The organism is Treponema primitia, assembly GCF_046533075.1.
GTDB lineage: Bacteria > Spirochaetota > Spirochaetia > Treponematales > Breznakiellaceae > Termitinema > Termitinema primitia_B.
Window position 1 is genome coordinate 25018 of record NZ_JAJQRB010000089.1, and the last position, 22161, is coordinate 47178.

Consider the following 22161-nt stretch of genomic DNA (forward strand, 5'->3'; position numbering starts at 1 on the left):
ACCGGGGGCCTAAAGGGCTTCGTCACCCTCGGCGGTGAGCTCTTCAAACTCTTCTTTTTCGAGTTCCTCGGTTTTTTTGATGATCTGTACCGCTACCTTCTTCCCAACTATACCGGGCCGGCAGAGGTACTTCTTTTTATTGCCGATGTTGAGGGAGAAGGTATCCCCCACCCGGACATTGTAGAGCCGCACCACATCCCCGGTACGCAGGGATAGAACATCTTTAATAGGAATATTTATCCTGCCGATTTCCGCTACGATGGTAACGTCCACGGTGGAAAGTTTTTCCTTGAGGGTATTGAGATTTTCGTTCGTAGCCGCCCGCCGGGCCGACGAATACCAGAACTGGGCGGATAACTTACCGATGATGGGCTCTATGGTCAGGTAGGGTATGCAGAAGTTCATCATCCCTTCGACTTCGCCCACCTTGGTCTCCAGGGTTACCAGAACCACCATGTCCGTGGGCGGTACGATCTGGGCAAACTGGGGATTGGTCTCAATTTGGCCCAAGCGGGGCCGGAGGTCGATTACCTGGGCCCAGGCTTCCCGCATATTTCCCAGGATACGGACTATCATCCCTTCCATAACCGCCGCTTCAATATCCGTCAATTCATGCTGGGACTTAGTCCCCTCACCGGTACCCCCGAAAAGGCGTTCGATGATGGAAAAGGTGATTGCCGGGTCTATTTCCAGGATGGCGTTCCCCTTGAGGGGGTCCATATTGATAACCGCCAGGGTGGTGGGGGTAGGGATGGAACGGATAAATTCTTCATAGGTAAGCTGGTCCACCGAGGCCACATGGACATGGACCATGGAACGGAGATTGGCGGACAGGGCGTTGGTGGTAAGCCGGGCAAAGGTCTCGTGCATGATCGAAATGGTCCGGATCTGTTCCTTGGAGAACTTATCAGGCCGTTTGAAGTCGTAGATCTTGATTTTCCGGGTATCTGCGGCGGGCTTGAAGTCCTCCGGTTCGGTTTCCCCGGCGTTGATAGCAGTAAGCAGCTGGTCTATTTCATCCTGGGACAGGACTTCGGTCATTTTCTACGCTCCGATATTAGTATAACATCGGCATATTATCTTATCAATATGCAAATAAATAAGGAAATAGGATGTTATTTGCGTGATTCTTCACTCTATCTTGAATTTCGATACTTCCCTGACCAGGACGCCGATATTGTCACTGTTTTGGTCACTTATCTCGTTAACCCGGTGAACCGCCTCGTTAACCTGCTCGGTTCCGGTTACCATCCCGTTCATGCCGTCGCTAATCCGGGTAGTTACACTTTCAAGGTTTCTGCTCTCCGTGATTATCTGCCTGGAACCTTCCAGCATTTCCTGCGAACCGTTTTTGACCATGGTGGTTGTTTCGTTCAGCTCCCCTATGGCGTCTAAAATCTGCTTGCTCCCCGTGCCCTGTTCTTCCATGGCGTTTATAATATTCTCAGTCTGATCCGATACGGTCCTGACTCCGACATCTATGGCTTCAAACTTGTCTAAAACCACATTGGCGGATTTGGTGATCTTGTCAATAGAACCGTGGATCTTTTTAAGAACCGCCGAAATGGTCTTGGACTGTTCCCCCGACGACTCGGCCAGCTTTCGTATCTCGTCGGCGACCACGGCGAAACCCTTCCCGGATTCCCCCGCATGGGCGGCTTCGATGGCGGCGTTCATGGACAAAAGATTGGTCTGGCTGGCAATATTCTGCATGACCGCATTGATCTCAAACAGACCTTCGCTTTCCCGGGAAATTTCCTGAATATCCGCAGATACTTCCTGAAGTCCGGTCTTACCCACCTCGGAAGCCTCCGCAAGGTTCTTCACATCGGCGCTGTTTTTTATCAGCGTTTGTGTTACCGAGTGAATATTGGCAAGCATCTGTTCTATCGCCGATGAAGAACGGGCCACGCTGGAACTCTGACGGTCCACATACCCATTAACCTTATCAATAGTAAGGGTAATCTGTTCCATGGTCGCGCTTGTTTCGGTAACCGAAGCGCTTTGGTTGATCACCCTGTCCTTGATCTCCTGAATATTCCCGGTAATTTCGTTCATCGCCCCGGCGGTCTTGGTCATATTGGATGCGAGTTCGCCTCCTATTTCCGAGAGGGACGCAGTCTGTTCCTTGATGGTGCGCACCATTACTTTGATCTTCTCCAGGGTTTGATTAAAGTAATGCCCCAGGGCGCCGATCTCATCTTTGGACTTCCCCTCGATCCGCTTGGTAAGGTCCCCTTCTCCTTCGGAAATATCCTTGAGGGTATCGGCGACCCTGGTAATAGGCCGGGCTATGGAGCGGGCGATGAGGTAGGCGATTAGAATCCCTACCAGCACAAAGGCCGCCACAAAGAGGATGATGAAAAACCTGAGCTGCACTATTCCCGCCATAAGCTCCACCCGCTCTATGGTAACAAAGAGAATCCAGGGAAAGGTATTCATGGTGGTAAAGCCCACGACTATTTCATTGTTATCATAGACACCCCGGCCCTGTTTCAGGGCGGCGTTAATAGATTCGATCAGGTTTTTTTTGGAGGGGTCCTGGGCGTTTTCCGATTCAGGGCTGAACTGACTCAAAACCAGTTCGGCGTCATTATGGGAAATAACGACCCCCTTATTATTGGTGATAAAGGAATATCCCGATTCGCCAAGTTTTACATTTTTGGTGATATCATTCATCATCCCGTTCAGGGTTGCCCCGTCTCTGCGGCCGACTAGGGCGCCCAGCACCGCGCCGCCTTCGCCCGTAATGGGAACCGCGTACATGATCACCGGCTTTCCGATAACCCGGCTGATCAGGACATCCGAAACAGCCTGCTGCCCGGACAGGGCCTTTTTGATATAGTCCCGATCCGCCAGATCAGAAGTGGAATCATCCCTGATATAGTGGGCCTTGCCGTCCAAGCCGACTATGGCTAAATCCATATAACCGGTGCGGTCCACATCGGGCAGTAAGCTTAAACGCTGGACATCCCAATCCATGGATTTGGTCCGTTCCCGGTTCGCCAGCTCCTGGATGGTATTCAGTTGGCCCTGTATGACGTTTTCAATCAGGTCCACCCCGGAAATCGCCTGGTGGAGCAGGGAAACATAGGCGTTTTCCTCAACAATTCTGGAAGAAATCACTATAGCGGTAAGCCCGATACTCAGTGAAACGACCAATACTAAAATTCCGATGAGAAGAGATACCCGTATGGATAATTTCACCATAGCCTCCTGTCATAGCAAAAAGTAATGTAATCACCATCAAGGGACAAAATTTTTAACTATCGAAGGCATCCTGGTCTAAAAATGGCTAACCGAATGAACATAACGCGCCATCCGTTCTCGGACAGGTTATTATATTATGACCCCTAATTGCTTTTCTTGCAAGGGGATATAAGGCCAAGGCTCCTGCATTTGCCTTTATCGGGAAACTGGCTGCCGCCTTGAACATTGAAGTCTACCAATTGTTTTACGATGAAACGGGGGCACAGAGTGAAAAACCTTCGCAAACAGAATATGTTGAATCAAAAAACGGAATTTCTTGAAAAAATGGCTCGTGAGCTTGATTCAGTTATTGACAAAATGAAAAAGTAACTTGAATAATTGACAAAATTTGGGTATAAGGTGAAGGGGATACGGTGATTATGGACATGGAGACCTATAGCCGCCGGGAGGAGGATTTAGCTCTTGCGGAGCGGCTTTTTGAAGCCGAAAGAGATCGTCTGGCTGGAATCAAGGGCTATTCAATTGACGAATTTAGGAAAAATATGAAAAAGGCAATTGCCGATTAGAGGAAGATTAAAAAAGGGATGAAGGGAGTATTATTCGGAAGCAGCCAAATCGCGGCGGACAAAGCTGGCGACCAGTTCTGCGGGGGTTTGGTGGGTGGCATTTGCCTTGGCGTTGATGTACCGAACGATCTTTTCGTCCAGGAGGATCATCTGCTGGCGTCGTTCGGTCAGGAATCCGCCTTTGCCGCTGGCAAGGGCAGGGGTGGTGCGGGTAAAGAGATCGTCCCAGTATTCCGCTTCTTCTTCGGACATAGGTGCGCCTTTGGGGCTCGCTTCGGACGGGAAATTGCGCAGAGTATCGGCCATTGGTTCCTCCTACTGATTGGCAAGGCCGCGCCACGCAGGGCGGCACGGCATGGCGTGGAACACGTTCATAGTGTTCTCGCCAACACGGTTATACATGATTTCAAGCAGATTGGCGTTATGGTCAAAGCCAAGCATAAGGTACTTATTGACGTACCCTTCCACAGGTTCATCATAAATGAATTCCTTAACCGCCTGGTAGATGGCTTCTTTGGTAACTCCGTGCTTGAAAGCCGTCTGGGTAAAGGTGATTGCCTCATCCATGGTTCTAGTTTACCGCAAAAGATGAATTTGAGCAATGAAAATACCGGCAAAACGCTGTTTTGCCGGTATTTTAAGCAAGCAATTTCAACTTCCCTATTTGGCGGCAGCCCCGCTGGTATTGGCGGACATACCCGTATAGCAGGGCTTTAAGGCCGTTTTATTGTATAAATCTAATCAACGCCAGCGGGCTCGGAGTATTGGAGGCGGTAAAAAAACCGGAGGGATAGAATGGGTAAATTAGCGCGTTTTCTGCTGCAGGACCACTGGAAGAAAACAAAGCGGGAAGATGACAGGCGGATCGCCACCCTAACCCCAACAGCAGGAGTCGCGGAGGATATTGATATCCCATACCGGGATGACGGAAACCCCCTGCATCTCCTTGATGTGTATTATCCCGAAGGAAGCCCGGGATTGCTTCCCACAATTATTGATATCCACGGCGGCGGGTGGATGTACGGCGATAAGGAGCTGAACAAATATTACTGCCTCTATCTGGCCTCTCAGGGCTTCGCGGTACTTAATATGAGTTACCGGCTTTTACCGGAAACGGATCTAAAGGGGCAGGTTCAGGATATCTTCGATTCCCTGCATTGGCTTGAGCGTAATGGCGAACAGCATCACTGCGATACTAAACGGGTGTTTCTTACCGGAGATTCCGCGGGGGGGCACCTCGCCGGCCTGACCGCCTGCATTCAGCTCAGTGGGGAGCTTCAAAATCTCTACGGGGTTGCCCCTGCGTCCTTTGCCATTTCCGCCATGGCCATAAACCATGGGGTATGCGATCCCGCCGACCATGGCATCACGGGGTATCAATTTACCAACCGGGAAATGGATCGCATGTTTTTCGGGAGAAATCCAACACAGAGCCCCCTCTATACTAAAGCAAATTTTCAGGATACCGCGAAGGGCCTGTCCCTGCCGCCCATACTGCTCGTAAGCAGCGAGGCGGACGACTATCACAGCCGCTCCCTTGCCCTGAAAGCCCATCTGGACGGCATTGGCGCATCCTCCCAAGTATTGTTTTGGACCAAAGCCCAGGGGGAAAAGCTGGGCCATGTGTTCAACATTTTATACCCCCATTGGCCGGAAAGCGTGGAAACCAATAAGGCCATAAGCACCTTTTTTACCGCTTCAGCATAGCCCTTGCCCCCTATTGCAAAACAACGCAGTATCCGGCACAATGGAACCAAGAAAATCTACCATTCAGGAGGTCATAATGTCCGATTCGGACGGTGGCAGTAGTAGCCGCCATAGACAAAGTCCAAACATTTTTCGGCTTATGGCCCTGCCCTGCTAAAAACATAACCTTCGGGTTTCTTTTACGGCATAGTGGCGGAAGCCATCGGACCAGAGGGAACCTATTATGGAAAAAGAAGCAATTTTAGAACTCCTCAACGAAAGCCCCATGAGGGTGGCGGAACTGCATTCAATTTTTTCAGAGATGAATGTGGTGAATATCGCGGATATTTTTAAGGACGAAAATAAAGAAACGGACCTGCGGATCTTCCGGCTTTTGCCCAAAAGTATTGCCTCCGAGGTGTTTTCCTACATCGATCCCGACGAACAGCAGATGCTCATAGAAGCCCTTTCTGATAATGAAGTCAGGGACATTATGAGTAAGCTCTTTGTGGACGATGCGGTCGACCTGATTGAAGAAATGCCCGCGGATGTGGTAAAGCGGGTTCTCCAGAATACTCAGAATGAGAAAAGAAAGATCATCAACCAAATGCTGAAGTACCCCGAGGATTCTGCGGGCAGCATTATGACCACCGAGTACGTGGATTTAAGCGAGGACGCCACGGTTAATGAGGCCTTTGACGAAATACGGAAAAACGGAATCAACAAAGAAACTATTTACACCTGTTACGTAATACGCCGGGACAGATTGCTTGTGGGGGTGGTATCTGCAAAAACACTGATGCTGTCAAAACAAGGCGACAGAATTGGTGATATAATGGATGCCGCCGTTGTGTCCGCCCATACGACGGATGACCAGGAATTGGTCACCCAGCAGTTCAAAAAATACGGCCTCCTGGCAATGCCCGTGGTGGATACTGAAAACCGCCTGGTGGGGATTATCACCGTTGACGATGTGGTACAGATTATCGAAGAGGAAAACACCGAGGACTTTGAAAAAATGAGCGCCCTCAAACCTTCGGAGGAACCTTACCTGAAGACCGGTGTTTTTACCCAGGTCCGTAACCGTATTGTGTGGCTTCTCTTTTTAATGCTCTCCGCTACCATAACCGGCGGGATCATTGCGAGCTTTGAAGATGCCCTGGCGGTTCTCCCGGTTCTCATCGCCTTTATCCCCATGCTCATGGATACCGGCGGCAATGCGGGAAGCCAAAGCTCAACCCTGATAATCCGCGGTATGGCCCTTGGGGAAGTCGGGTTCAAAGATATTGCGGTGGTACTCTGGAGGGAAGTCCGTATCGGTTTTCTCTGCGGTATTATCCTGGGGTTTATTAACTTTATCCGTATTTATCTGACCAACGGGAGAAACAGCCTTTTGGCCGTGACCGTAACCCTTAGCTTGATGCTTACCCTTATGATAGCAAAGAGCCTCGGCTGTTTTCTGCCCATGGTGGCCAAGAAGTTAAAGGTAGATCCGGCGATCATGGCGGCGCCCCTTATCACTACCATTGTTGACGGCGCTTCATTGTGGATCTATTTTGTCATCGCCAAAATGATGTTCAAGCTATGATTTGCGTTTAATTGACTATTCCGGCAATCTGTTGTATCATATCGGGAAAGTTACTTTTAAAAGCCAAGGAGTTTATGTGGCGAAAGAAGAAGCAATAGAGGTTGAAGGGGTTGTCCGGGAAGCCCTTCCCAATACCATGTTCAGGGTAGAACTTGACAATCAGAACGGACACCTTATACTGGCCCATCTTTCCGGAAAGATGCGTAAACATTACATCCGTATTGTCCCCGGCGACCGGGTACGGATTGCCCTATCCCCCTACGATTTAAGCCGCGGCCGGATCATCTACCGCGAGCGCTAAACCCATTACCCCTTCAAAATAACCCAGGTAGACCCGCTTCCCCCCTCGATGGCCGGGCTTTGACCGCTTTCCCCGGCAAAGGGACAGCGTTCGATAAAATCCCGGACGGAGCGCTTTAATACCGATTCCCCTTCGGAATGATTTCCTTTTCCATGGACGATGAGGAGTTTTTCCAATTCCTGCTGCCGGCTGAGCTTAAAAAAGTTATCCAGAGCAAGCCAGGCTTCATCACGGGTGAGGCCGTGGAGGTCGATTGTGGCGTCCGGTTTTTTGGCCAGGAGCCTGCGGCGGCGTTTCCCGGGGGGAACAGTGGCCTTGGCGATTTCGGCATCCTTATCGTTCACGCCGTATATCCGTAACCATGCGGTGAGGGGATCAACACTCTCTGAACCGGAGGCTGCGGGATCTTCCTCAAGCCGCTGCTTGGCCGCCTTTTTGCCCGCAGGTTTCTCTGTTTCGCGATCCCATTGATCCAGAATATCACCAAAATCCATTATTCAGCCTTTAGTAAAAAATAAGATTATCCTGACGCACCCACCCGGCATCTCCATCGGCGCTCTCCGCATAGGCCCAAGGCTTTGAGGCAGCGCGGACCCTTACCGGTTGGCCTTCCATCCAACGGGCACTGATTGCCCCCTGGCTATCCGGCACGCGATAAGCCGCAGAGGCGCGAAGTACCGCACTTTTCTGCGGGCTTTTTTCTGTGCCCCCATAGGAAGACGCGAGACCGGCAATACCAAGTCCCAAAATACCGATCAAAAGTAAAATTACAACTCTATAACCCCGGAAAAACAGGGAAGTTACGCTCTTTTTTGGCAGCCATATGGCCAGTATCAATAAACAAAAACTAAGGACAATCAGGATTAAAAAGAAATTCCGGGGACGCCATTTTTCATCCCCGGTCATAGAAAGTCCAAGGGACTGTTCCGCTGCCCGGCGCGTGGAGACCAGATTTGGGCCCCCTAAGAGGTCCCGTTCCCCCCGGCGAAGTTCTCCCAGAGCTTCGGCATAGAGAGCCAGGCTCCAAAACTCCCGGGCTTTCTTTAGCGTTTCTTCGTAGGCCTTGCGAAAAGGCGGAAACGGTTTCTCCCGGATTTCGGGAAACGTCAACGGGGGTTTCTGTGGCAGGGCGGCTTCGGATAATGCCTCCGCGGGAAGCTGCGCTGGAAGTACCGGGACGGCGGGAATGGCGTTACCGGGGGCCGGTGGGTTTAGCCGTATCGAGATAGCCGGAACATCCAGGGTAAGGGTATCAAAATGAAGAAGGAAGGGCTGGAGGGAAACTCTGGTTCCCTCCAGGGGGATCACACGAAGCCGCAATACCCGGCCTTGATCCAGATCCTCCTTTGTCAGGGGGAGTTCCTCCAGAAGCGCCTCCGCCGGAGCGGTACCGCGGAACGGCGGTGGGCGAAGGGCCTTTCCCGGATCCCAGTTGAGGATACGAAGGATTAATTCCGCCTCTTCTCCTATGGTCAGGGCAGCGGGAAGGGTATCCCAGACCAGACGGGGGTGGTATTCCTCCCTCATTCCCTCCTGGGCTGTCACATAGGTCTGCAGATTCCTGGTAGTGGTTTTGAATCCCCGGACACTTACCTCAAAGGCCCCCAGGCTTATGGTCCCCGTTCTCTGGGGAACAAACAAAAACTCCACCAGGGTCCAACGGGTTCCCTCTTCGGGGGAAGTCCTGATGAGCCGGGTTTCTTTCCGGGACTGGGCAAAGGTGAGGGATGAAGGCAGATCCGGCGGGATGACCGTCACTTCCTCAGGGACCGGATGATCCACCAAGATAGAAATCCGCCAGGAACCGTCGAGGACCGGGCGTTCCGGGAAGCTTTCCACCAGCACCACCGGTTCTTCCCCGGACTGTCCAAAGAGGCGGGGTGAGAAAAACAGGGGGACAATAAGCGGGATCAGAACTAGTAATCCGGTCCTGCAGAATCGGTGTCCGCGGACCATTCCCGGCTTTTCCATAGGTCTTGCTCCTTCCGGCGAATATAATCAAAAAGAACCTGGGGGCCCTTTTGCTGTTCCTGAAGATTCAAAGAAAGGGTAGATGATGCGCCGGAATTTTGATGGGACAGGGAAAGGAGACTTAGCTCCAGGTTCCGTTTTGCCTCGATGCGGCTGCCATCGGTTTCCAGGGCGGTTCGGAACTGATCCACCGCAGCGGCAAAATCGCCGGCATGGAAGCGGACCACCCCCCTGTTGTAGTAGATCCGGTAGATCAGCTCCCGGTGATCCTCCCGCATCAGATCCGTCAGACCTTCTTCGGCGGCGGCGAAGTGCTGAAGAGCCGCAACGCCCTCGTCCAGGGAAAGGTACACCAAACCCAGGCCGTATTCGGCATAGGGCGCGGTTTCGGCAAATTCCAGGGCTTCCAGGTAGGCGAGTATCGCCTCGGTATACATGCTCTGGGCATTAAAAAAGTTACCCCGCAGAAGCATGAGCTTCCCCGAAATCCGGCTTCCAAAGGAAACCCCGGAACAGGATGTCCCCAACAGGAACAGTAATGCTAACAGGCAAAAGAACCCCGCCGGGTAAAACGGACATTTTTTTTGAAGGGGCAATGGTTCAACCATGTTTTCGCCTCCCCTTCTCCATGATTTTTGAAATGCCCAGAAAGATAAGGGCGGCGATGACAAAAATATAACCCAGATCCCTGGTTTCCCGCCGAAATCCCTTTACGGTAGTTTCGGAACCCAAGCCCCCCGGGGCGGCCAGGGACGCCAGGTAATTCGCCAGCTGGGAGGCAGCGTTACTCCGGTTTCCATTCACATAGATACCCCCGGTACGTTCCGCAGCATTCCTGAGGGCTTCATCCTGTAAATAGCTGATCACCGGGAGCCCATCCTCCCCCTGCAGGGTAGCGTTTCCCAGGGGAACCACACCGCCCTCTTTGGAACCGAGCCCCACGATGATAAGGGAGATTTCCGCAGCCGTTGCTCTGTCCAGGGCATCACCCAGGGAACCCCCCAGGGATTCTCCGTCCGAAAGGAGTATGATCCTGCGCCGGCTGGGGAAGGCGTCCTGAAAAGCCCCGGCGGCGGCATCAATGAGCGACTCCAGGTTGGTTCCCCTGCCGGTAATGGCGGAACCGGAGAGGCTCGATAAAAAGCCCAGGATCGCCTCAGTATCTTCTGTCAGGGGGAGGGCCAACACCCCTTTGCCCTTGCCTATGGCCGCCCCAAACCGGACCCCCGAGGCGCCGCCGCCTAAATTCCGGTTGGTAAACCAGGGATTGTTTACCAATTCTACCACCAGCGATGTTGCCCGGCTGAGCCGCGAGGGACCGCCCGGGCTGATGTCCCGTACATCCATGCTGCGGGACAGATCGATGGCAAAGACCACGTCCACCCCCCGGCGGGTTTCGCTCACCAGCCGGGTACCGCCCCGGGGTTCCGCCAGGGCGATGATCACGCAGGCCAGGAACAGGGTAAAGGCTGCGGCGGAGACAAGGTAACGGAAGCGTAGGTTAGAAACGAGGTTATCCCCGGCATCCCGGGAAAGGAAGCCCAGAACCGCACGGCGTTTACGGTAGTGGAAAAAGGCCAAAAAACCTGCGGGGATCAGCAAAAAGAGGACAAAAAGCACCCTGGGATTATCGAAGCTCATAGGAAGGCTCCAAGTATATACCGCCGGATAAATCGGGCGGCGCAGATCAGGATCAGGGCGGTAATCATCAGGGGGATTCGGAAACTCCGGGTCCGGTTTATCGTACCGGAACGGCGTATGATCATTTCTCCCTCGTTGATACGGGAAAATGCCAGGGAGAAAGCCTCCGCAGAGGGAGCGGAAATATATTGACCATCCCCGCTTTGGGCGATGGATCTGAGGCTTTCGGAATTAAACCGGGAATCGAAGGTACCGGTCCGGCGTATCCTGGTAACCGGATCCACATAGTCAATGGGGATTTCTCCGCCGCCGCCCACTCCGATAACCCAGAGGGAGGCTCCGGTATTTTGAAGGGCCGCCGCAGCAGTTTCCGGATGAATCGCCCCGGCGTTGTTTTCCCCATCGGTGATCAACGCCACAGCCCGGCGCGGGGCTGTGGAATTTTGCAGGTGCAGCGCCGCAATCCCCAGGCCCATCCCCAGAGCGGTACCATCCCCCAACTCGCCGATACGCAGGGATTCGAGGCGGGAAAACAGGGCGCTCCGGTCAATTGTTGGGGGCACCAGGAGGCTTGCATCGTTTCCCACAGCTACCAGCCCTATGGCGTCGGAGGGCCGCTCTGCGGCAAAGTTCCGGACCAGATCCCGGGCGACGTCAAAACGGCTGCGGCCATTCATGTCGATCCCCGCCATGCTGGGACTTACGTCCACCACAAAGAGAATATCCGCCCCCCGGTTAAGCCACACCAATTCTGTGCTGATAAAGGCTGGGCCGGCGGCGGCGAGAAAAAGAGCAAAAATCCCCGCCATGTCCAGAACGCGGATTGTCCGTACCAGGAATTCCACGTTGAAGGGAGGCTTGAAAGGACTTCCTCCCGGGGGCCCCAGTGGGATTACCAGGGTAAAGGCGCCTTTTAAAAAACGGGAAATGACAAAACACAGAAACACTATTACTGCACCGGCAAAAAGAAGGATAGGCCGCTCAAAACCGATATTCATTTAACGCCTCCCGGCTTACGATCCGGTTCCGGCGGCCGGTCATGCTGAGGCTGTCGGTTCCGTTCTTTTTCGGCAGCCTCCAGAAGATCGGTAAGTTCCTTAAATTCGTCCAGAAGTCCGGATACCGGATCCCGCGCAATGTTTTCCCCGCTGAACCGGAGGGTATCGCAGCGGCGGAAGAGATCCGAAATTGCGGCGGGGGAAAGGCCATCGGCGGTTCCCAGAGCGGGGAGGGCGAGCAATTCCCGGGGAACCATGGCCCGGCAATTGGTTCCCGTAAGTATCCCCAGGAAGCTGCGGAATTCTCCCGAGAGGGCTTCCAGGGTTTCCCCCTCCTTGTCCGCTCCGGCGTTCCGCAGCCGCCGCAGGCTTTTCCCCATGGCGCGGATAACCCGCCGCCGCTTGAGCCGTTCGGCAAAATTTCCCAGTCTGTTTTTCCCCCAAAAACCGCCCAGGGTCAGGGCAAGGAGCAGGAGGATGATCCCCAGGATGGTTCCGTAGATCATCACCGCGGTGCCAGGGGCAGTCAGAGGTTCCGCGGGCCCCGAAAGGACCATCCCCCGTTGTTCCACCGACAGGATGGAGCTGATATTAACCTCAAGGCCCGTAAAGGTATGGGAGGCGATTTCTATGGGGGGCAGTAATATTAGTCCCGGAACATAGGCTTGGAAATCGACCAGGAGCCGGACAGTGGTTCCCCGGCGTTCCAGTTCTACCCGGGTGATTACCAGATCATTGGACCGGGGCAGACCGGCGCCTTGGATTACGGCGCCTTCGGTTCCCGCAAAGGCGGAACCAAGGGGAAACACCAGCCGCCCCTTATCGCCTACGAAAATCGTCTGAGGAATTATGTAGGGGGTGTTATCTCCGGAAATGCCCGAGGGGTGATCCTGGGAAAAACCCGGAAAAACCGGCAGGACCAGCCAGGCAAGGAGGAGAAGCCGCCTCATGATCTGCGCTCCCCAAAGAACCGGGTCAGTACCGCAGGAGCGTCTTCGGCGGTGGAAAGCTCCACGTAGGAGGCGCCGCAGCGGCGGCAGAGGGATTTCCAGAGCTTAGTCCGGTCGCTGTGCCATTCAGCCCAGGCGGAACGGAAGGAGGAAAACCCCGTGGGAGCATGGAGCACCGTCCCGGTTTCGGGGTCCCCCATGGTGAGGAGTCCCAGGTTGGGGATCTCCTTATCCAGAGGGTCGGTGATCCCTATGGCTATCACATCGTGCTTAGCGCAGAGGTAACCCAATTCTTGTTCCCAGTTAATGCAGAGAAAATCCGAAAGGATCACCACCAGGCTGCGCCGCTTGAGGAACCGGCCGGCGCCCTCCAGGGCAAGACCCAGGTTGCTTCCCTTCCCCCCTTCACTTACCGAAAGGAGCCCGCTGATGATGCTCATAATATGAGATCGCCCCTTACGGGGGCTAAAAACCCGGGTAATTTCCTGGTCGAAACAGACCGCGCCGATCCTTTGCCCCGCCCGTTCTGCGGAAAAGGCTACCAGGGCAGCCGCCAGAATAGCCTGATCCCGGCGGCGCATATCGGCGGCGAACATGGACGCCGATTCATCCAGGACCAGACAAACCGTCAATTCCCGTTCTTCCCGGTACATCTTTACATAGGGGGTTCCGAACCGGGCGCTCACGTTCCAGTCGATGGAACGTACATCATCCCCCGGTTCATAGTGGCGGACCTCATCGAATTCGATCCCCTGACCCTTAAAAATCGAGCGGAAATCCCCGGAGAGCAGATCCTCCGCAAGACCCCGGGCAACCAGGGGGAAAGTGGCGATTTTTCGAAGAAGCTCGTAGCGGTCCACAGTCTCAGGGTACCGGAACAAAGGCCAGGATACGGGAAACCACCGCATCCGGGTCCAGCCCGTCCGCTTCAGCTTCGTAGGAAAGGACAATACGGTGCCGCAGTACCGGCAGGGCCGCGGTCTTTACATCCTCGGGGGTAACGAAGAGGCGCCCGTCGAAGAGGGCCAGGATACGGCAGCAGCGGTACAGGGCGATGGAGGCCCGGGGGGAAGCGCCGAAGGAGATATACCGGTACAGCCCCTCCCGTCCGGCCCTTCCGCTGCCGGCGCCTTCCGCAGGCCGCGATCCTCCGCGGGATCTGGGGTTTGACGGCTTTGTTGCGGACGGCCTGGTAGCCGAAACCACGGAAACAATGTATTCCCCTATCTTATCGTCAATGCGGATCGCCTCCGCGGCGGTCCGGAGGCTCTCCAGTTGGGAAGGTCCGAGGATCGGCTTCAGGGCCGGGACGTAGGTATTATGGGGATTCAGGATGCGGAGTTCCTCCTCCGGACTGGGGTACCGTACCAGCAGTTTGAGGAGGAACCGGTCCAGTTCCGCCTCGGGCAGGGTATAGGTTCCCTCATGTTCAATGGGGTTCTGGGTAGCCAAAACGAAGAAGGGATCCGGTAGGGGGTAGCTCTCCTCCCCGATGGTAACCTGATGCTCCTCCATGGCCTCCAGCAGGGCGGACTGTACCTTGGCAGGGGCTCGGTTAATCTCGTCCGCCAGGATCACATTGGCAAAAACCGGCCCACGGCGTACGGAAAATTTTCCCGTAGCCTGTTCCCACACCAGGGTCCCGGTTACATCCGCGGGGAGCAAATCCGGGGTAAACTGGATACGCTTAAAGTCCAGCCCGGTAATTTCCGCCAGACTCTTCACCGCCAGGGTTTTTGCAAGCCCCGGCACCCCCTCCAACAGGATATGCCCCCGGGCAATCAAGGCCATGAGGAGACCGTCGATCATCTCCCGTTGCCCGATAACCCGCTTGGCCAGTTCCTCCCGGCAGGAATCCAGCAATTTCTGCGCCCCGGCTAACAGGGCTTCCGTATCCGATACATCCAAATTAAGTTGAGCCATGATCCTATTGTACTCTGCGGCGTTCGCTGGGGCAATATATTGATGAAGGGGCAATGCGATATATTGACGCACCCCCCCATTTCCATAGATACTTTAGCCATATGAATCCACTTGCAGTCGAACTCAATACCGTTTTAGACGGTTCTATCACAGGCCGCCTTCTGTCACCCCTTGGGCACCGCCTTTTTTTTCCCCGGGGAATCATCGCTCAGTCAAACGAGGCGAAACAGCTGGCTCCGGCAAAAAACGCCACCATAGGCATGGCTTTTCACAATGGACAGCCCCTGATTTTATCCGCCATAAGCGATAGTATGCCCACCCTTACGGCGAAAGAAGCGGTCACCTATGCCCCAACCGCGGGGGTTGAGGATGTTCGCAGGGCCTGGAAGGATTCCATGGCCAAAAAAAACCCTTCGATGAAGCCCGATGAGGTTACGCTCCCTGCCGCAGTCCCGGGGATCACCGCGGGAATCTCCTACGTGGCGGATCTTTTTCTTGACAAAACCAGTACCATCATAGCCAGCGATCCCTGCTGGGATAATTACAGCCTGATCTTTATGGAACGCCGGGGCGCCAAGATCCGGGGCGTACCCTTCTTCGGAACCGGTCCCGGGCTGGATCTTGCCGCCATCGGCGCAGCCATCCGGGAGGAAGCCAAGACCGGCTCGGTGCGGATCATCTTCAACTTCCCCAACAACCCAGCAGGTTACTCCCCAACCAAGACGGAAGCGGATGCCCTGGTAAACATTATCCGGGAAACCGCTCAGGGCGGCGCCGATGTCTTAGTAATCTGCGATGACGCCTATTTTGGTCTTTTTTATGAGGATGATATTTCCCGTGAATCCCTCTTCGGCCGCTTAGCCTCCCTGCATGAAAAGGTCCTGGCCGTAAAAATTGACGGCCCCACCAAAGAAGACTACGTTTGGGGTCTTCGGGTGGCCTTCATCACCTTCGGTTCTCCGGGGCTGAAGAAGGAACACCAGGAAGCGCTGGACAAAAAACTTATGGGGGAAATCCGTTCCTCCGTATCCTGCGCCAACACCCCAGCCCAATACCTGATCCTCAAGGTCCTCTCGGACCCCCGGACCGGGGGCGAAAAACAGGCCTACTACGAACTGCTCCGGGACCGTTACCGGGCGGTACGGGCCTTTATCGCGGGAAACCCTGCCCACCCCAAACTCAGCCCCATGCCCTTCAACTCCGGCTACTTCATGAGCTTCCGCTGCAATGGTATAGACGCCGAAGTCCTGCGGAAAAAGCTCCTGGCGGACCACGGCATCGGCGCCATAGCCCTGGGCCCCGGCATACTCCGGGTAGCCTTCGCCGCCCTGGAGAAAGAGCAGGTACCGGAGATCTACCGCATCATCTACGATACCGCAGAAAAACTGTAAATGTGATTGTAACCGTATGGTGAATCAGTTGATTACAAATGAAATGCCGGTGTAGGATAACGCTGCCATGATACCGCGGTTTCTCCGATATACTTCCTCGGGGCACATCATGATACTTTCCCAGGACGATCCCCATGTCATTGTCGACGCCATGCTGGCGGTGGACTATGACGAGGAATTCTGTCTGGCCCTGGAATTCGATCCCCCCTTTGTTGCCCGGCTTATGAAGGCGGGCTTTTTGGTTATGTCCACATTCCTGGACGAGGAAGCGCAATACATCCTGCTTCCCAAGCTCCACCTGGAACGTTCGGTATTGTTCTTTCCGGAGCTGCACGTCAAAAAATCCATCCGCCCGTTTCTGTCCCGGTATGAACTGCGGGTGGACGGGGTTCCCGCATCGGAACTGCGGGACATGCAGTCCTTGTTTACCCTGTCTGCCGGCGCAGCTTCGGACTTTGGTTTTATCATGGAACGCTGTGTGGAGGTCCACGATGACGCTTGGCTTACCGCGCCTCTGCGCCGGGCCATAGGGCAAATACACGCCGATCCGGCTCTTCCGGTACGGCCCATTTCCTTCGGGGTATACCGGGACGGCCTCCTCAGGGCGGGCGAATTCGGCATCCTCGCAGGAAAGGTGTACACCAGCTATTCCGGCTACTACGATGAGGATAACGCCGGGATGGTTCAGATGGTTCTTACCGCAAAATACCTCGAAAGCCTGGGTGCGCCCTTCTGGGACCTGGGTATGCCCCTGGATTATAAGGATTTTCTCGGGGCGCGGAATGTCAATCCTTTTCAATTTGTTGAGCTATTCCGAAATGGGCAAATGTGATATAACTAAAAAATGGCATTTGGACATAGAAGCGTGGAAATAGGCAAAGCCCTTCCCTTGGGCGCCGAGCTGACCGAGACCGGGGTGAATTTTTCTATTTTTTCCCGGAACGCCACCGCGGTAACCCTGATCCTCTTTGAGTCCGACTCTCCGGACAGCGCCTACGAAGAGATCTCCCTGGATAAACGCAAGAACAAGACCGGGGACATCTGGCATTGCCATATCAGGGGGCTTGAGGCGCTTACCCAGTATCTATACCGGGTGGACGGTCCCTATATTCCGGAAAAGGGGTTCCGCTTTAATGCCAATAAGACCCTGCTGGACCCCTATGCCAAGGCTCTAACCGATCTCTCCAGCTGGGATATGGCTGCCTCGGTGGCCTATAACGCCGATGGAGTTTCCAATGACCTGTCCTTCTCTTACACCGATGATATTCGTACCAAGCCCCGGTGTATTGTCGTTGATAATACCTTTGACTGGCAGGGCGATATTCCCCTTAACTATCCCCTGCGGTTCAGTGTCCTCTACGAAACCCATGTCCGGGGCCTGACGGCTCATCCCAATTCCGGGGTTAAACATCCGGGAACCTACCGGGGGGTTATTGAGAAGATACCCTTTTTCAAGGAACTGGGAATAACCAGCCTGGAATTTCTCCCCATCCAGGAATTTTACGAAGGGGAACTTTCCCGGAAGAACCCCCGGACCGGTAAAACCCTGGTGAATTACTGGGGCTATTCCACCGTAGCTTTTTTTGCCCCCAAGGGTTCCTACGCCTGGGATAAAAGCCCCGGAGGCCAAGTTCGGGAGTTTAAAGAGATGGTCAGGGAACTCCACAAGGCGGGTATCGAGGTGATCCTGGATATCGTGTTCAACCATACCGCCGAGGGTAACGAGTGGGGGCCCAGCTATTCTTTCCGCGGCCTGGACAACACCCTCTACTATATGCTGGATGCAAATAAACGGTATTACAAAAACTATTCCGGCTGCGGCAATACGGTAAACTGTAACCATCCGGTGGTGCGTACCTTTATTATCAGCTGCCTTCAGTACTGGGTTACGGAGATGCACGTGGACGGCTTCCGCTTCGACCTGGGTTCCATCCTGGGGCGGGACCAGAATGGCCAGCTTATGGAGAACCCCCCCCTTCTGGAGCGTATCGCCGAGGAGCCCGTGTTGAGCAGCACTAAAATTATCGCCGAAGCCTGGGATGCCGGCGGCGCTTATCAGGTAGGCTGGTTCCCCGGCGGCCGCTGGGCCGAATGGAACGACCGCTACCGGGACGAAGTGCGCCGGTATTGGCGGGGGGACCCCCATCATGTGCGTCACCTGGCTACCCGGCTTTCCGGCAGCTCCGACCTGTACCTTAGGGACGGGAGGAAGCCCTTCCATTCGATAAACTTCCTCACCAGCCACGATGGTTTTACCCTGCGGGATCTGGTGTCCTACAACGGCAAGCACAATGACGAAAACGGCGAGGAAAACCGGGACGGAGGGGACAATAATTCCAGCTATAACTACGGCGCCGAGGGACCAAGCCGGGATCTGAACATAGAAAACATTCGGGAACGGCAGCTTAAAAATTTTGTGGCCACCCTGATGATCTCCATCGGGACCCCCATGCTGTTAGGGGGCGATGAGTTCGCCCGGACCCAGGGGGGAAACAACAACGCCTATTGTCAGGATAACGAAATCTCCTGGTACGACTGGACTCTGATGGAAAAGAACAGCAGCATCTTCCGTTTTGTAAAGGAGATGATAGCCTTCCGCCTGCGTCACCACGGTTTTATGCGCCCGGAATTCTACACCGGCCGGGACGGCAACTACAACGCCATTCCGGATATCTCGTGGTTCGACGAAAAGGGTGTTGAGCTGGATTGGGAAAAAACCGATCCCTGCCTGGCGCTGCGTATGGACGGCAGCCGCGCAGATATACTGGCGGACCGGGACGATAATGATTTCTTTATCATGTTCAATTCCGGGGCTAAGCAGGTCAAGTTTAAGGTCTGTGAACCCATGGCGGGGAAAAAATGGTACCTTGCGGTGGATACCAGCCTGCCCAGCCCGGACGATTTTCTGATCCCTGGCCAGGAACGGCTCCTGCCGGATCAGGATGAATATTTTTTGCAGAGCCGCAGCATGGTGATTCTCCTGTCTAAGGTAATGTAAGAGGTTTTCTGATAATATGGACGAAAGTAGTTTTATTATAGGGGTGGATCTTGACGGCGTGGTAGGCGATTTCTACGGCGCCATGCGTCGTATCGCTGCGGAATGGCTGGACAAGCCCCTGGAGTCCCTGCCTGCAGAAGTAGGCTTCGGCCTGGACCAGTGGGGTATCGCCGAATTCGGCGGCTACGACAAGCTGCACCGTTTCGCCGTAACCCAGCGGAACCTCTTCCGGGACATGCCCCCTATCAAGGACGCTCCGGCGGTATTACGGAAGCTCTCCATGCATGGTATCCGGATTCGTATCATCACCCACCGGCTCTTCCTCAAGTATTTCCACAAGACTTCGATTACCCAAACCGTGGACTGGCTGGACTCCTACGACATTCCCTATTGGGACATCTGTTTCATGGCCGACAAGGGCGCTGTGGGCGCCCACGTTTATATCGATGATTCCCCGGACAACGTTACCCGCCTGCGGGAACAGGGCTGTCGTACCATTGTTTTTAGCAATTCTACCAACCGGGACCTAAGCGGCCCCCGCGCCGACACATGGCAGGACGTGGAACGCCTGGTGATGGACGCCAAGGAAGAGTGGACCACCGGCACCCTGGATTTATTCGGCGCCACGGGGTTCCGGACGAAATAGGAAAGGGGAATGAAGTTATTGATAACAGCCAAAGTTTCGAGTATGCTTAGTAATGGGTAAGATCATTCCGTTTCCGTTGCGGGAAGAATTCCAAGCAGAATGGGATGATCTGGTGGACTATTTTTCAGCATTGATACATGAAGAGCTGTCCAAGGTTTCCGGAGTTGAAGTTTTTACCGCCATAAGCTTGCAAGTCCAACTTGATGCGGTGATAGGGAATTATGTATTTTTGAAAGATAGCGTAGAGTACCGGTTGTCCTTCGTAATGCCTATTGCGTATGAAGGGAATTATTTGACGGTCAGTTTGTATATGGGAACGAGGTTTCTTATGGAGTGTCATTTTACTTCATTTCATGATTTTCGTACCTATTTTGTATCTTGGTTTGAAAATTTACCGTTGTGGGGAGGAAAATAGTATGGCTAAAGTAATTGGCAATCCTGGGATAACATTTCCATCAGAACAAGAAATCACAGAGAAAGGAGCCAAAGAGAATCTGCATAATTTGAAGCAAAAAGTCCAGGAGTTGCGGGAATCCTTCCACAATGATAAAATTTTCCTGCCTTTGGCACAAAATCCTCCAAGTTTGGATAAAGTAGTTGAGAAGTAGCCCAGGCGGGGCTCTTCATAGCATAATTGCCCGACATAATCCTCTCCACCATAAACGCCAAGTGGATCCACCCCTCCCTGGCCCTGCGTCTCCTCAAGGCCAACCTGGGCGCCCTGGAGCCCCGCGCTGCAATCCTGGAATTTGCCCTGCGCCAGCCCCTGTCGGAAAAGACCGGCCCCATCCTGGCTGCCCGGCCCCGCATTTTAGGCCTCTCGGTCTCCATCTGGAACCACACCGCCACAGTAGAACTGCTGGAAGCCCTGGCTTCGGCCTGGGCTGGTGAAGGTTCCTCCGGCGAAGGCATCCCCCGCCCAATCATTGTTCTGGGCGGTCCCGAGGCATCGACTCTCCCGGAGGATGCGGCACTGTTCCGGCACGCTGATTATGTTATACGCGGGGAAGGGGAGGCGGCTTTTCAGGAACTTTGCGAAACAGCGCTGGATTTGACCCCATGGAAGAAGGTCCCGGTGGGGTTCCCGGACGTTCCGGAGACGTCTCTCGTACCACCTCGGGTTACCAAATTTATCGATGCCCCTCCTGTGGATCCTGCGCTCATCGATCCGGGGTACCGGCTCTACACAGCGGAGGACCTGGGGCGGAAGCTCACCTATGTGGAAGCCGCCCGGGGCTGTCCGTTTGGCTGCGAATTCTGTCTGAGTAGTGCGGTTCCGAAGGGTGATGAAACATCACAGGGCGGTTTAGGAAAGCGGGTGCGGGAATTCCCCTTGGAGCCCTTTTTGGCGGAAATGGAGGGGCTTATCCGGCGAGGAGCGCGGAGTTTTAAGTTTTTGGACCGGACTTTTAACCTGGATATAGAACGGGCAGGGCGGATCCTGGAGTTTTTTTTGGAACGACTGGAACCGGGCATGTACGTTCACTTTGAGATGGTCCCCTCACGGTTCCCCCGGGAACTGCGGGAAGCGCTTACCCGGTTTCTTCCGGGAACTCTCCGTTTGGAACTGGGGATACAGACCTTGAACAGGGAAACCGCGGCCCGTATCGGCAGGCCGGTGGATCCGGAACGGGAACTGGAAGTTTTGGATTTTTTGCGCCGGAAAACCCAAGCCATAGTTCACGCCGATCTTATTGCAGGGCTCCCCGGAGAAGATATGGCATCCTTCGCCCAGGGCTTCGACAGGCTCTGGCAGGTCCGTCCCACGGAAATCCAGCTTGGCATCCTAAAGTGTCTTCCCGGAACCGCCATGAGCCGGCACATCGAACCCTTTGGGATGCGTTTTAACCCCGACCCGCCCTACGAAGTTCTGGAAACTGCGGTAATGCCCCCAGAGGATCTGGATCGGATCAAAAATTTCGCCCGGTTTTGGGAGCTCATCGTCAACCGGGGTGTTTTTGCCCAAGAGTGCAGCGCGCTGTTCCCGGAAGGAGCCCCAATATTTGCCCCCTTCATGGCCCTTTCGGACCGGCTCTTGGAGCGGTTCGGCCGGAATTGGGGCATAGACCGCCGGGACCTCCAAAACGCCTTGGGCGTTTACTATCCCCTATAATTTTTCAACCTCTTCGGCGGAAAGGCCGATATCCTCAATTATTTGATCCATAGGGCGCCCCCGTTTTTTCATGTTCCGGGCTATTTCATATTTAGCATCCTTGATACCCTGTCGTTCCCGGCCTGCCTGGTCCATACGCTGTTTCCACTGGGCATCGGCTATCAGCCTGGCCCGCTCGT

The 22161-nt window shown here is 54.3% G+C and carries 23 protein-coding genes and 1 pseudogene; 11 read left to right on the forward strand and 13 right to left on the reverse strand.

The features are described from left to right. Nucleotides 1–9: 9 nt before the first annotated feature. Both fliM and LQZ19_RS18700 read right to left on the reverse strand, forming a co-directional pair. Nucleotides 10–1041, reverse strand: a complete 1032-nt coding sequence (fliM, locus tag LQZ19_RS18695) for a flagellar motor switch protein FliM (RefSeq protein ID WP_010257877.1) — start codon at nt 1039–1041, stop codon at nt 10–12. Nucleotides 1042–1131: 90 nt separating this feature from the next. After that, nucleotides 1132–3210, reverse strand: coding sequence for a methyl-accepting chemotaxis protein (locus tag LQZ19_RS18700; RefSeq protein WP_411049209.1), 2079 nt, complete (start codon nt 3208–3210; stop codon nt 1132–1134). A gap of 413 nt (nt 3211–3623) precedes the next feature. Here LQZ19_RS18700 and LQZ19_RS18705 point away from each other — a divergent pair, with 413 nt between their 5' ends. Then, nucleotides 3624–3776 (forward strand): hypothetical protein, encoded by a 153-nt coding sequence (locus LQZ19_RS18705; RefSeq protein WP_411049210.1) that lies wholly within the window; start codon nt 3624–3626, stop codon nt 3774–3776. Nucleotides 3777–3806: 30 nt separating this feature from the next. On the opposite strand, the gene LQZ19_RS18710 is transcribed toward LQZ19_RS18705, so the two are convergent. Both LQZ19_RS18710 and LQZ19_RS18715 read right to left on the reverse strand, forming a co-directional pair. Next, nucleotides 3807–4082, reverse strand: coding sequence for a hypothetical protein (locus tag LQZ19_RS18710; protein WP_411049211.1), 276 nt, complete (start codon nt 4080–4082; stop codon nt 3807–3809). A 9-nt stretch (nt 4083–4091) separates the two neighbouring features. Continuing rightward, on the reverse strand, nt 4092–4343 hold the full coding sequence (locus tag LQZ19_RS18715; protein WP_411049212.1) for a hypothetical protein: 252 nt from the start codon (nt 4341–4343) through the stop codon (nt 4092–4094). Nucleotides 4344–4571: 228 nt separating this feature from the next. Here LQZ19_RS18715 and LQZ19_RS18720 point away from each other — a divergent pair, with 228 nt between their 5' ends. The 3 genes from LQZ19_RS18720 (at nt 4572) to infA (ending at nt 7351) form a co-directional block, all read left to right on the forward strand. Next, nucleotides 4572–5483 carry an alpha/beta hydrolase gene (locus LQZ19_RS18720; protein WP_411049213.1) on the forward strand — a complete coding sequence of 304 codons (912 nt, stop codon included), beginning with the start codon at nt 4572–4574 and terminating at the stop codon, nt 5481–5483. Nucleotides 5484–5706: 223 nt separating this feature from the next. Beyond that, nucleotides 5707–7050 carry a magnesium transporter gene (gene mgtE / locus LQZ19_RS18725; protein ID WP_411049214.1) on the forward strand — a complete coding sequence of 448 codons (1344 nt, stop codon included), beginning with the start codon at nt 5707–5709 and terminating at the stop codon, nt 7048–7050. Between the two features lie 76 nt (nt 7051–7126). After that, nucleotides 7127–7351, forward strand: coding sequence for a translation initiation factor IF-1 (infA, locus tag LQZ19_RS18730; RefSeq protein WP_010257891.1), 225 nt, complete (start codon nt 7127–7129; stop codon nt 7349–7351). A 5-nt stretch (nt 7352–7356) separates the two neighbouring features. Here infA and LQZ19_RS18735 read toward each other — a convergent pair whose 3' ends face one another. Genes LQZ19_RS18735 through LQZ19_RS18770 form a run of 8 tightly spaced genes read right to left on the reverse strand, consistent with a single transcriptional unit; the run spans nt 7357 to nt 14834 of the window. Continuing rightward, complete coding sequence (locus LQZ19_RS18735) at nt 7357–7845, reverse strand: Smr/MutS family protein (protein ID WP_411049215.1); 489 nt, start codon at nt 7843–7845, stop codon at nt 7357–7359. A 10-nt stretch (nt 7846–7855) separates the two neighbouring features. Beyond that, nucleotides 7856–9322 carry an SH3 domain-containing protein gene (locus LQZ19_RS18740; RefSeq protein ID WP_411049216.1) on the reverse strand — a complete coding sequence of 489 codons (1467 nt, stop codon included), beginning with the start codon at nt 9320–9322 and terminating at the stop codon, nt 7856–7858. Next, nucleotides 9268–9930: a tetratricopeptide repeat protein gene (locus LQZ19_RS18745; protein ID WP_411049217.1), complete on the reverse strand. Its 663-nt coding sequence runs from the start codon at nt 9928–9930 to the stop codon at nt 9268–9270. Before LQZ19_RS18745 ends, LQZ19_RS18740 begins: the two co-directional genes overlap by 55 nt. Next, a complete protein-coding gene (locus LQZ19_RS18750) occupies nt 9923–10963 on the reverse strand; it encodes a vWA domain-containing protein (protein ID WP_411049218.1) in 1041 nt (346 codons plus the stop codon). Before LQZ19_RS18750 ends, LQZ19_RS18745 begins: the two co-directional genes overlap by 8 nt. Then, a complete protein-coding gene (locus tag LQZ19_RS18755) occupies nt 10960–11961 on the reverse strand; it encodes a VWA domain-containing protein (protein WP_411049219.1) in 1002 nt (333 codons plus the stop codon). Before LQZ19_RS18755 ends, LQZ19_RS18750 begins: the two co-directional genes overlap by 4 nt. Next, nucleotides 11958–12911, reverse strand: coding sequence for a hypothetical protein (locus LQZ19_RS18760; RefSeq protein WP_411049220.1), 954 nt, complete (start codon nt 12909–12911; stop codon nt 11958–11960). Before LQZ19_RS18760 ends, LQZ19_RS18755 begins: the two co-directional genes overlap by 4 nt. Continuing rightward, nucleotides 12908–13771: a DUF58 domain-containing protein gene (locus LQZ19_RS18765; protein WP_411049221.1), complete on the reverse strand. Its 864-nt coding sequence runs from the start codon at nt 13769–13771 to the stop codon at nt 12908–12910. The genes LQZ19_RS18760 and LQZ19_RS18765 overlap by 4 nt, the downstream gene beginning before the upstream one ends. Nucleotides 13772–13775: 4 nt before the next feature. After that, a complete protein-coding gene (locus tag LQZ19_RS18770) occupies nt 13776–14834 on the reverse strand; it encodes an AAA family ATPase (protein WP_411049222.1) in 1059 nt (352 codons plus the stop codon). Nucleotides 14835–14935: 101 nt separating this feature from the next. Here LQZ19_RS18770 and LQZ19_RS18775 point away from each other — a divergent pair, with 101 nt between their 5' ends. The 7 genes from LQZ19_RS18775 (at nt 14936) to LQZ19_RS18805 (ending at nt 21982) form a co-directional block, all read left to right on the forward strand. Further along, nucleotides 14936–16225, forward strand: a complete 1290-nt coding sequence (locus LQZ19_RS18775) for an aminotransferase class I/II-fold pyridoxal phosphate-dependent enzyme (RefSeq protein ID WP_411049223.1) — start codon at nt 14936–14938, stop codon at nt 16223–16225. A gap of 109 nt (nt 16226–16334) precedes the next feature. Beyond that, the gene (locus LQZ19_RS18780) at nt 16335–17057 is read left to right on the forward strand and encodes a leucyl-tRNA--protein transferase (protein WP_411049224.1); all 723 of its coding nucleotides are present in this window, start codon (nt 16335–16337) and stop codon (nt 17055–17057) included. Between the two features lie 12 nt (nt 17058–17069). Next, nucleotides 17070–19223 carry a glycogen debranching protein GlgX gene (glgX, locus tag LQZ19_RS18785; protein ID WP_411049225.1) on the forward strand — a complete coding sequence of 718 codons (2154 nt, stop codon included), beginning with the start codon at nt 17070–17072 and terminating at the stop codon, nt 19221–19223. A gap of 16 nt (nt 19224–19239) precedes the next feature. Continuing rightward, nucleotides 19240–19869: a 5' nucleotidase, NT5C type gene (locus tag LQZ19_RS18790; RefSeq protein ID WP_411049226.1), complete on the forward strand. Its 630-nt coding sequence runs from the start codon at nt 19240–19242 to the stop codon at nt 19867–19869. Nucleotides 19870–19921: 52 nt separating this feature from the next. After that, the gene (locus tag LQZ19_RS18795; RefSeq protein WP_411049227.1) at nt 19922–20284 is read left to right on the forward strand and encodes a hypothetical protein; all 363 of its coding nucleotides are present in this window, start codon (nt 19922–19924) and stop codon (nt 20282–20284) included. A 1-nt stretch (nt 20285) separates the two neighbouring features. Continuing rightward, nucleotides 20286–20477: a hypothetical protein gene (locus LQZ19_RS18800; protein WP_411049228.1), complete on the forward strand. Its 192-nt coding sequence runs from the start codon at nt 20286–20288 to the stop codon at nt 20475–20477. 26 nt (nt 20478–20503) lie between these two features. Then, nucleotides 20504–21982, forward strand: coding sequence for a B12-binding domain-containing radical SAM protein (locus LQZ19_RS18805; RefSeq protein ID WP_411049229.1), 1479 nt, complete (start codon nt 20504–20506; stop codon nt 21980–21982). On the opposite strand, the pseudogene LQZ19_RS18810 reads toward LQZ19_RS18805, so the two are convergent. Beyond that, nucleotides 21977–22161: pseudogene (locus LQZ19_RS18810) on the reverse strand (Rpn family recombination-promoting nuclease/putative transposase); the annotation flags it as partial. The gene LQZ19_RS18805 and the pseudogene LQZ19_RS18810 sit on opposite strands and share 6 nt — an antisense overlap.

Bases quoted from the DNA above. Each gene is read 5' to 3' on its own strand.
- fliM (WP_010257877.1), bottom strand. From the start codon at position 1,041: ATGACCGAAGTCCTGTCCCAGGATGAAATAGACCAGCTGCTTACTGCT.
- LQZ19_RS18700 (WP_411049209.1), bottom strand. From the start codon at position 3,210: ATGGTGAAATTATCCATACGGGTATCTCTTCTCATCGGAATTTTAGTA.
- LQZ19_RS18710 (WP_411049211.1), bottom strand. From the start codon at position 4,082: ATGGCCGATACTCTGCGCAATTTCCCGTCCGAAGCGAGCCCCAAAGGC.
- LQZ19_RS18715 (WP_411049212.1), bottom strand. From the start codon at position 4,343: ATGGATGAGGCAATCACCTTTACCCAGACGGCTTTCAAGCACGGAGTT.
- LQZ19_RS18720 (WP_411049213.1), top strand. From the start codon at position 4,572: ATGGGTAAATTAGCGCGTTTTCTGCTGCAGGACCACTGGAAGAAAACA.
- mgtE (WP_411049214.1), top strand. From the start codon at position 5,707: ATGGAAAAAGAAGCAATTTTAGAACTCCTCAACGAAAGCCCCATGAGG.
- LQZ19_RS18735 (WP_411049215.1), bottom strand. From the start codon at position 7,845: ATGGATTTTGGTGATATTCTGGATCAATGGGATCGCGAAACAGAGAAA.
- LQZ19_RS18740 (WP_411049216.1), bottom strand. From the start codon at position 9,322: ATGGAAAAGCCGGGAATGGTCCGCGGACACCGATTCTGCAGGACCGGA.
- LQZ19_RS18745 (WP_411049217.1), bottom strand. From the start codon at position 9,930: ATGGTTGAACCATTGCCCCTTCAAAAAAAATGTCCGTTTTACCCGGCG.
- LQZ19_RS18750 (WP_411049218.1), bottom strand. From the start codon at position 10,963: ATGAGCTTCGATAATCCCAGGGTGCTTTTTGTCCTCTTTTTGCTGATC.
- LQZ19_RS18755 (WP_411049219.1), bottom strand. From the start codon at position 11,961: ATGAATATCGGTTTTGAGCGGCCTATCCTTCTTTTTGCCGGTGCAGTA.
- LQZ19_RS18760 (WP_411049220.1), bottom strand. From the start codon at position 12,911: ATGAGGCGGCTTCTCCTCCTTGCCTGGCTGGTCCTGCCGGTTTTTCCG.
- LQZ19_RS18770 (WP_411049222.1), bottom strand. From the start codon at position 14,834: ATGGCTCAACTTAATTTGGATGTATCGGATACGGAAGCCCTGTTAGCC.
- LQZ19_RS18775 (WP_411049223.1), top strand. From the start codon at position 14,936: ATGAATCCACTTGCAGTCGAACTCAATACCGTTTTAGACGGTTCTATC.
- LQZ19_RS18780 (WP_411049224.1), top strand. From the start codon at position 16,335: ATGATACTTTCCCAGGACGATCCCCATGTCATTGTCGACGCCATGCTG.
- glgX (WP_411049225.1), top strand. From the start codon at position 17,070: ATGGCATTTGGACATAGAAGCGTGGAAATAGGCAAAGCCCTTCCCTTG.
- LQZ19_RS18790 (WP_411049226.1), top strand. From the start codon at position 19,240: ATGGACGAAAGTAGTTTTATTATAGGGGTGGATCTTGACGGCGTGGTA.
- LQZ19_RS18795 (WP_411049227.1), top strand. From the start codon at position 19,922: ATGGGTAAGATCATTCCGTTTCCGTTGCGGGAAGAATTCCAAGCAGAA.
- LQZ19_RS18800 (WP_411049228.1), top strand. From the start codon at position 20,286: ATGGCTAAAGTAATTGGCAATCCTGGGATAACATTTCCATCAGAACAA.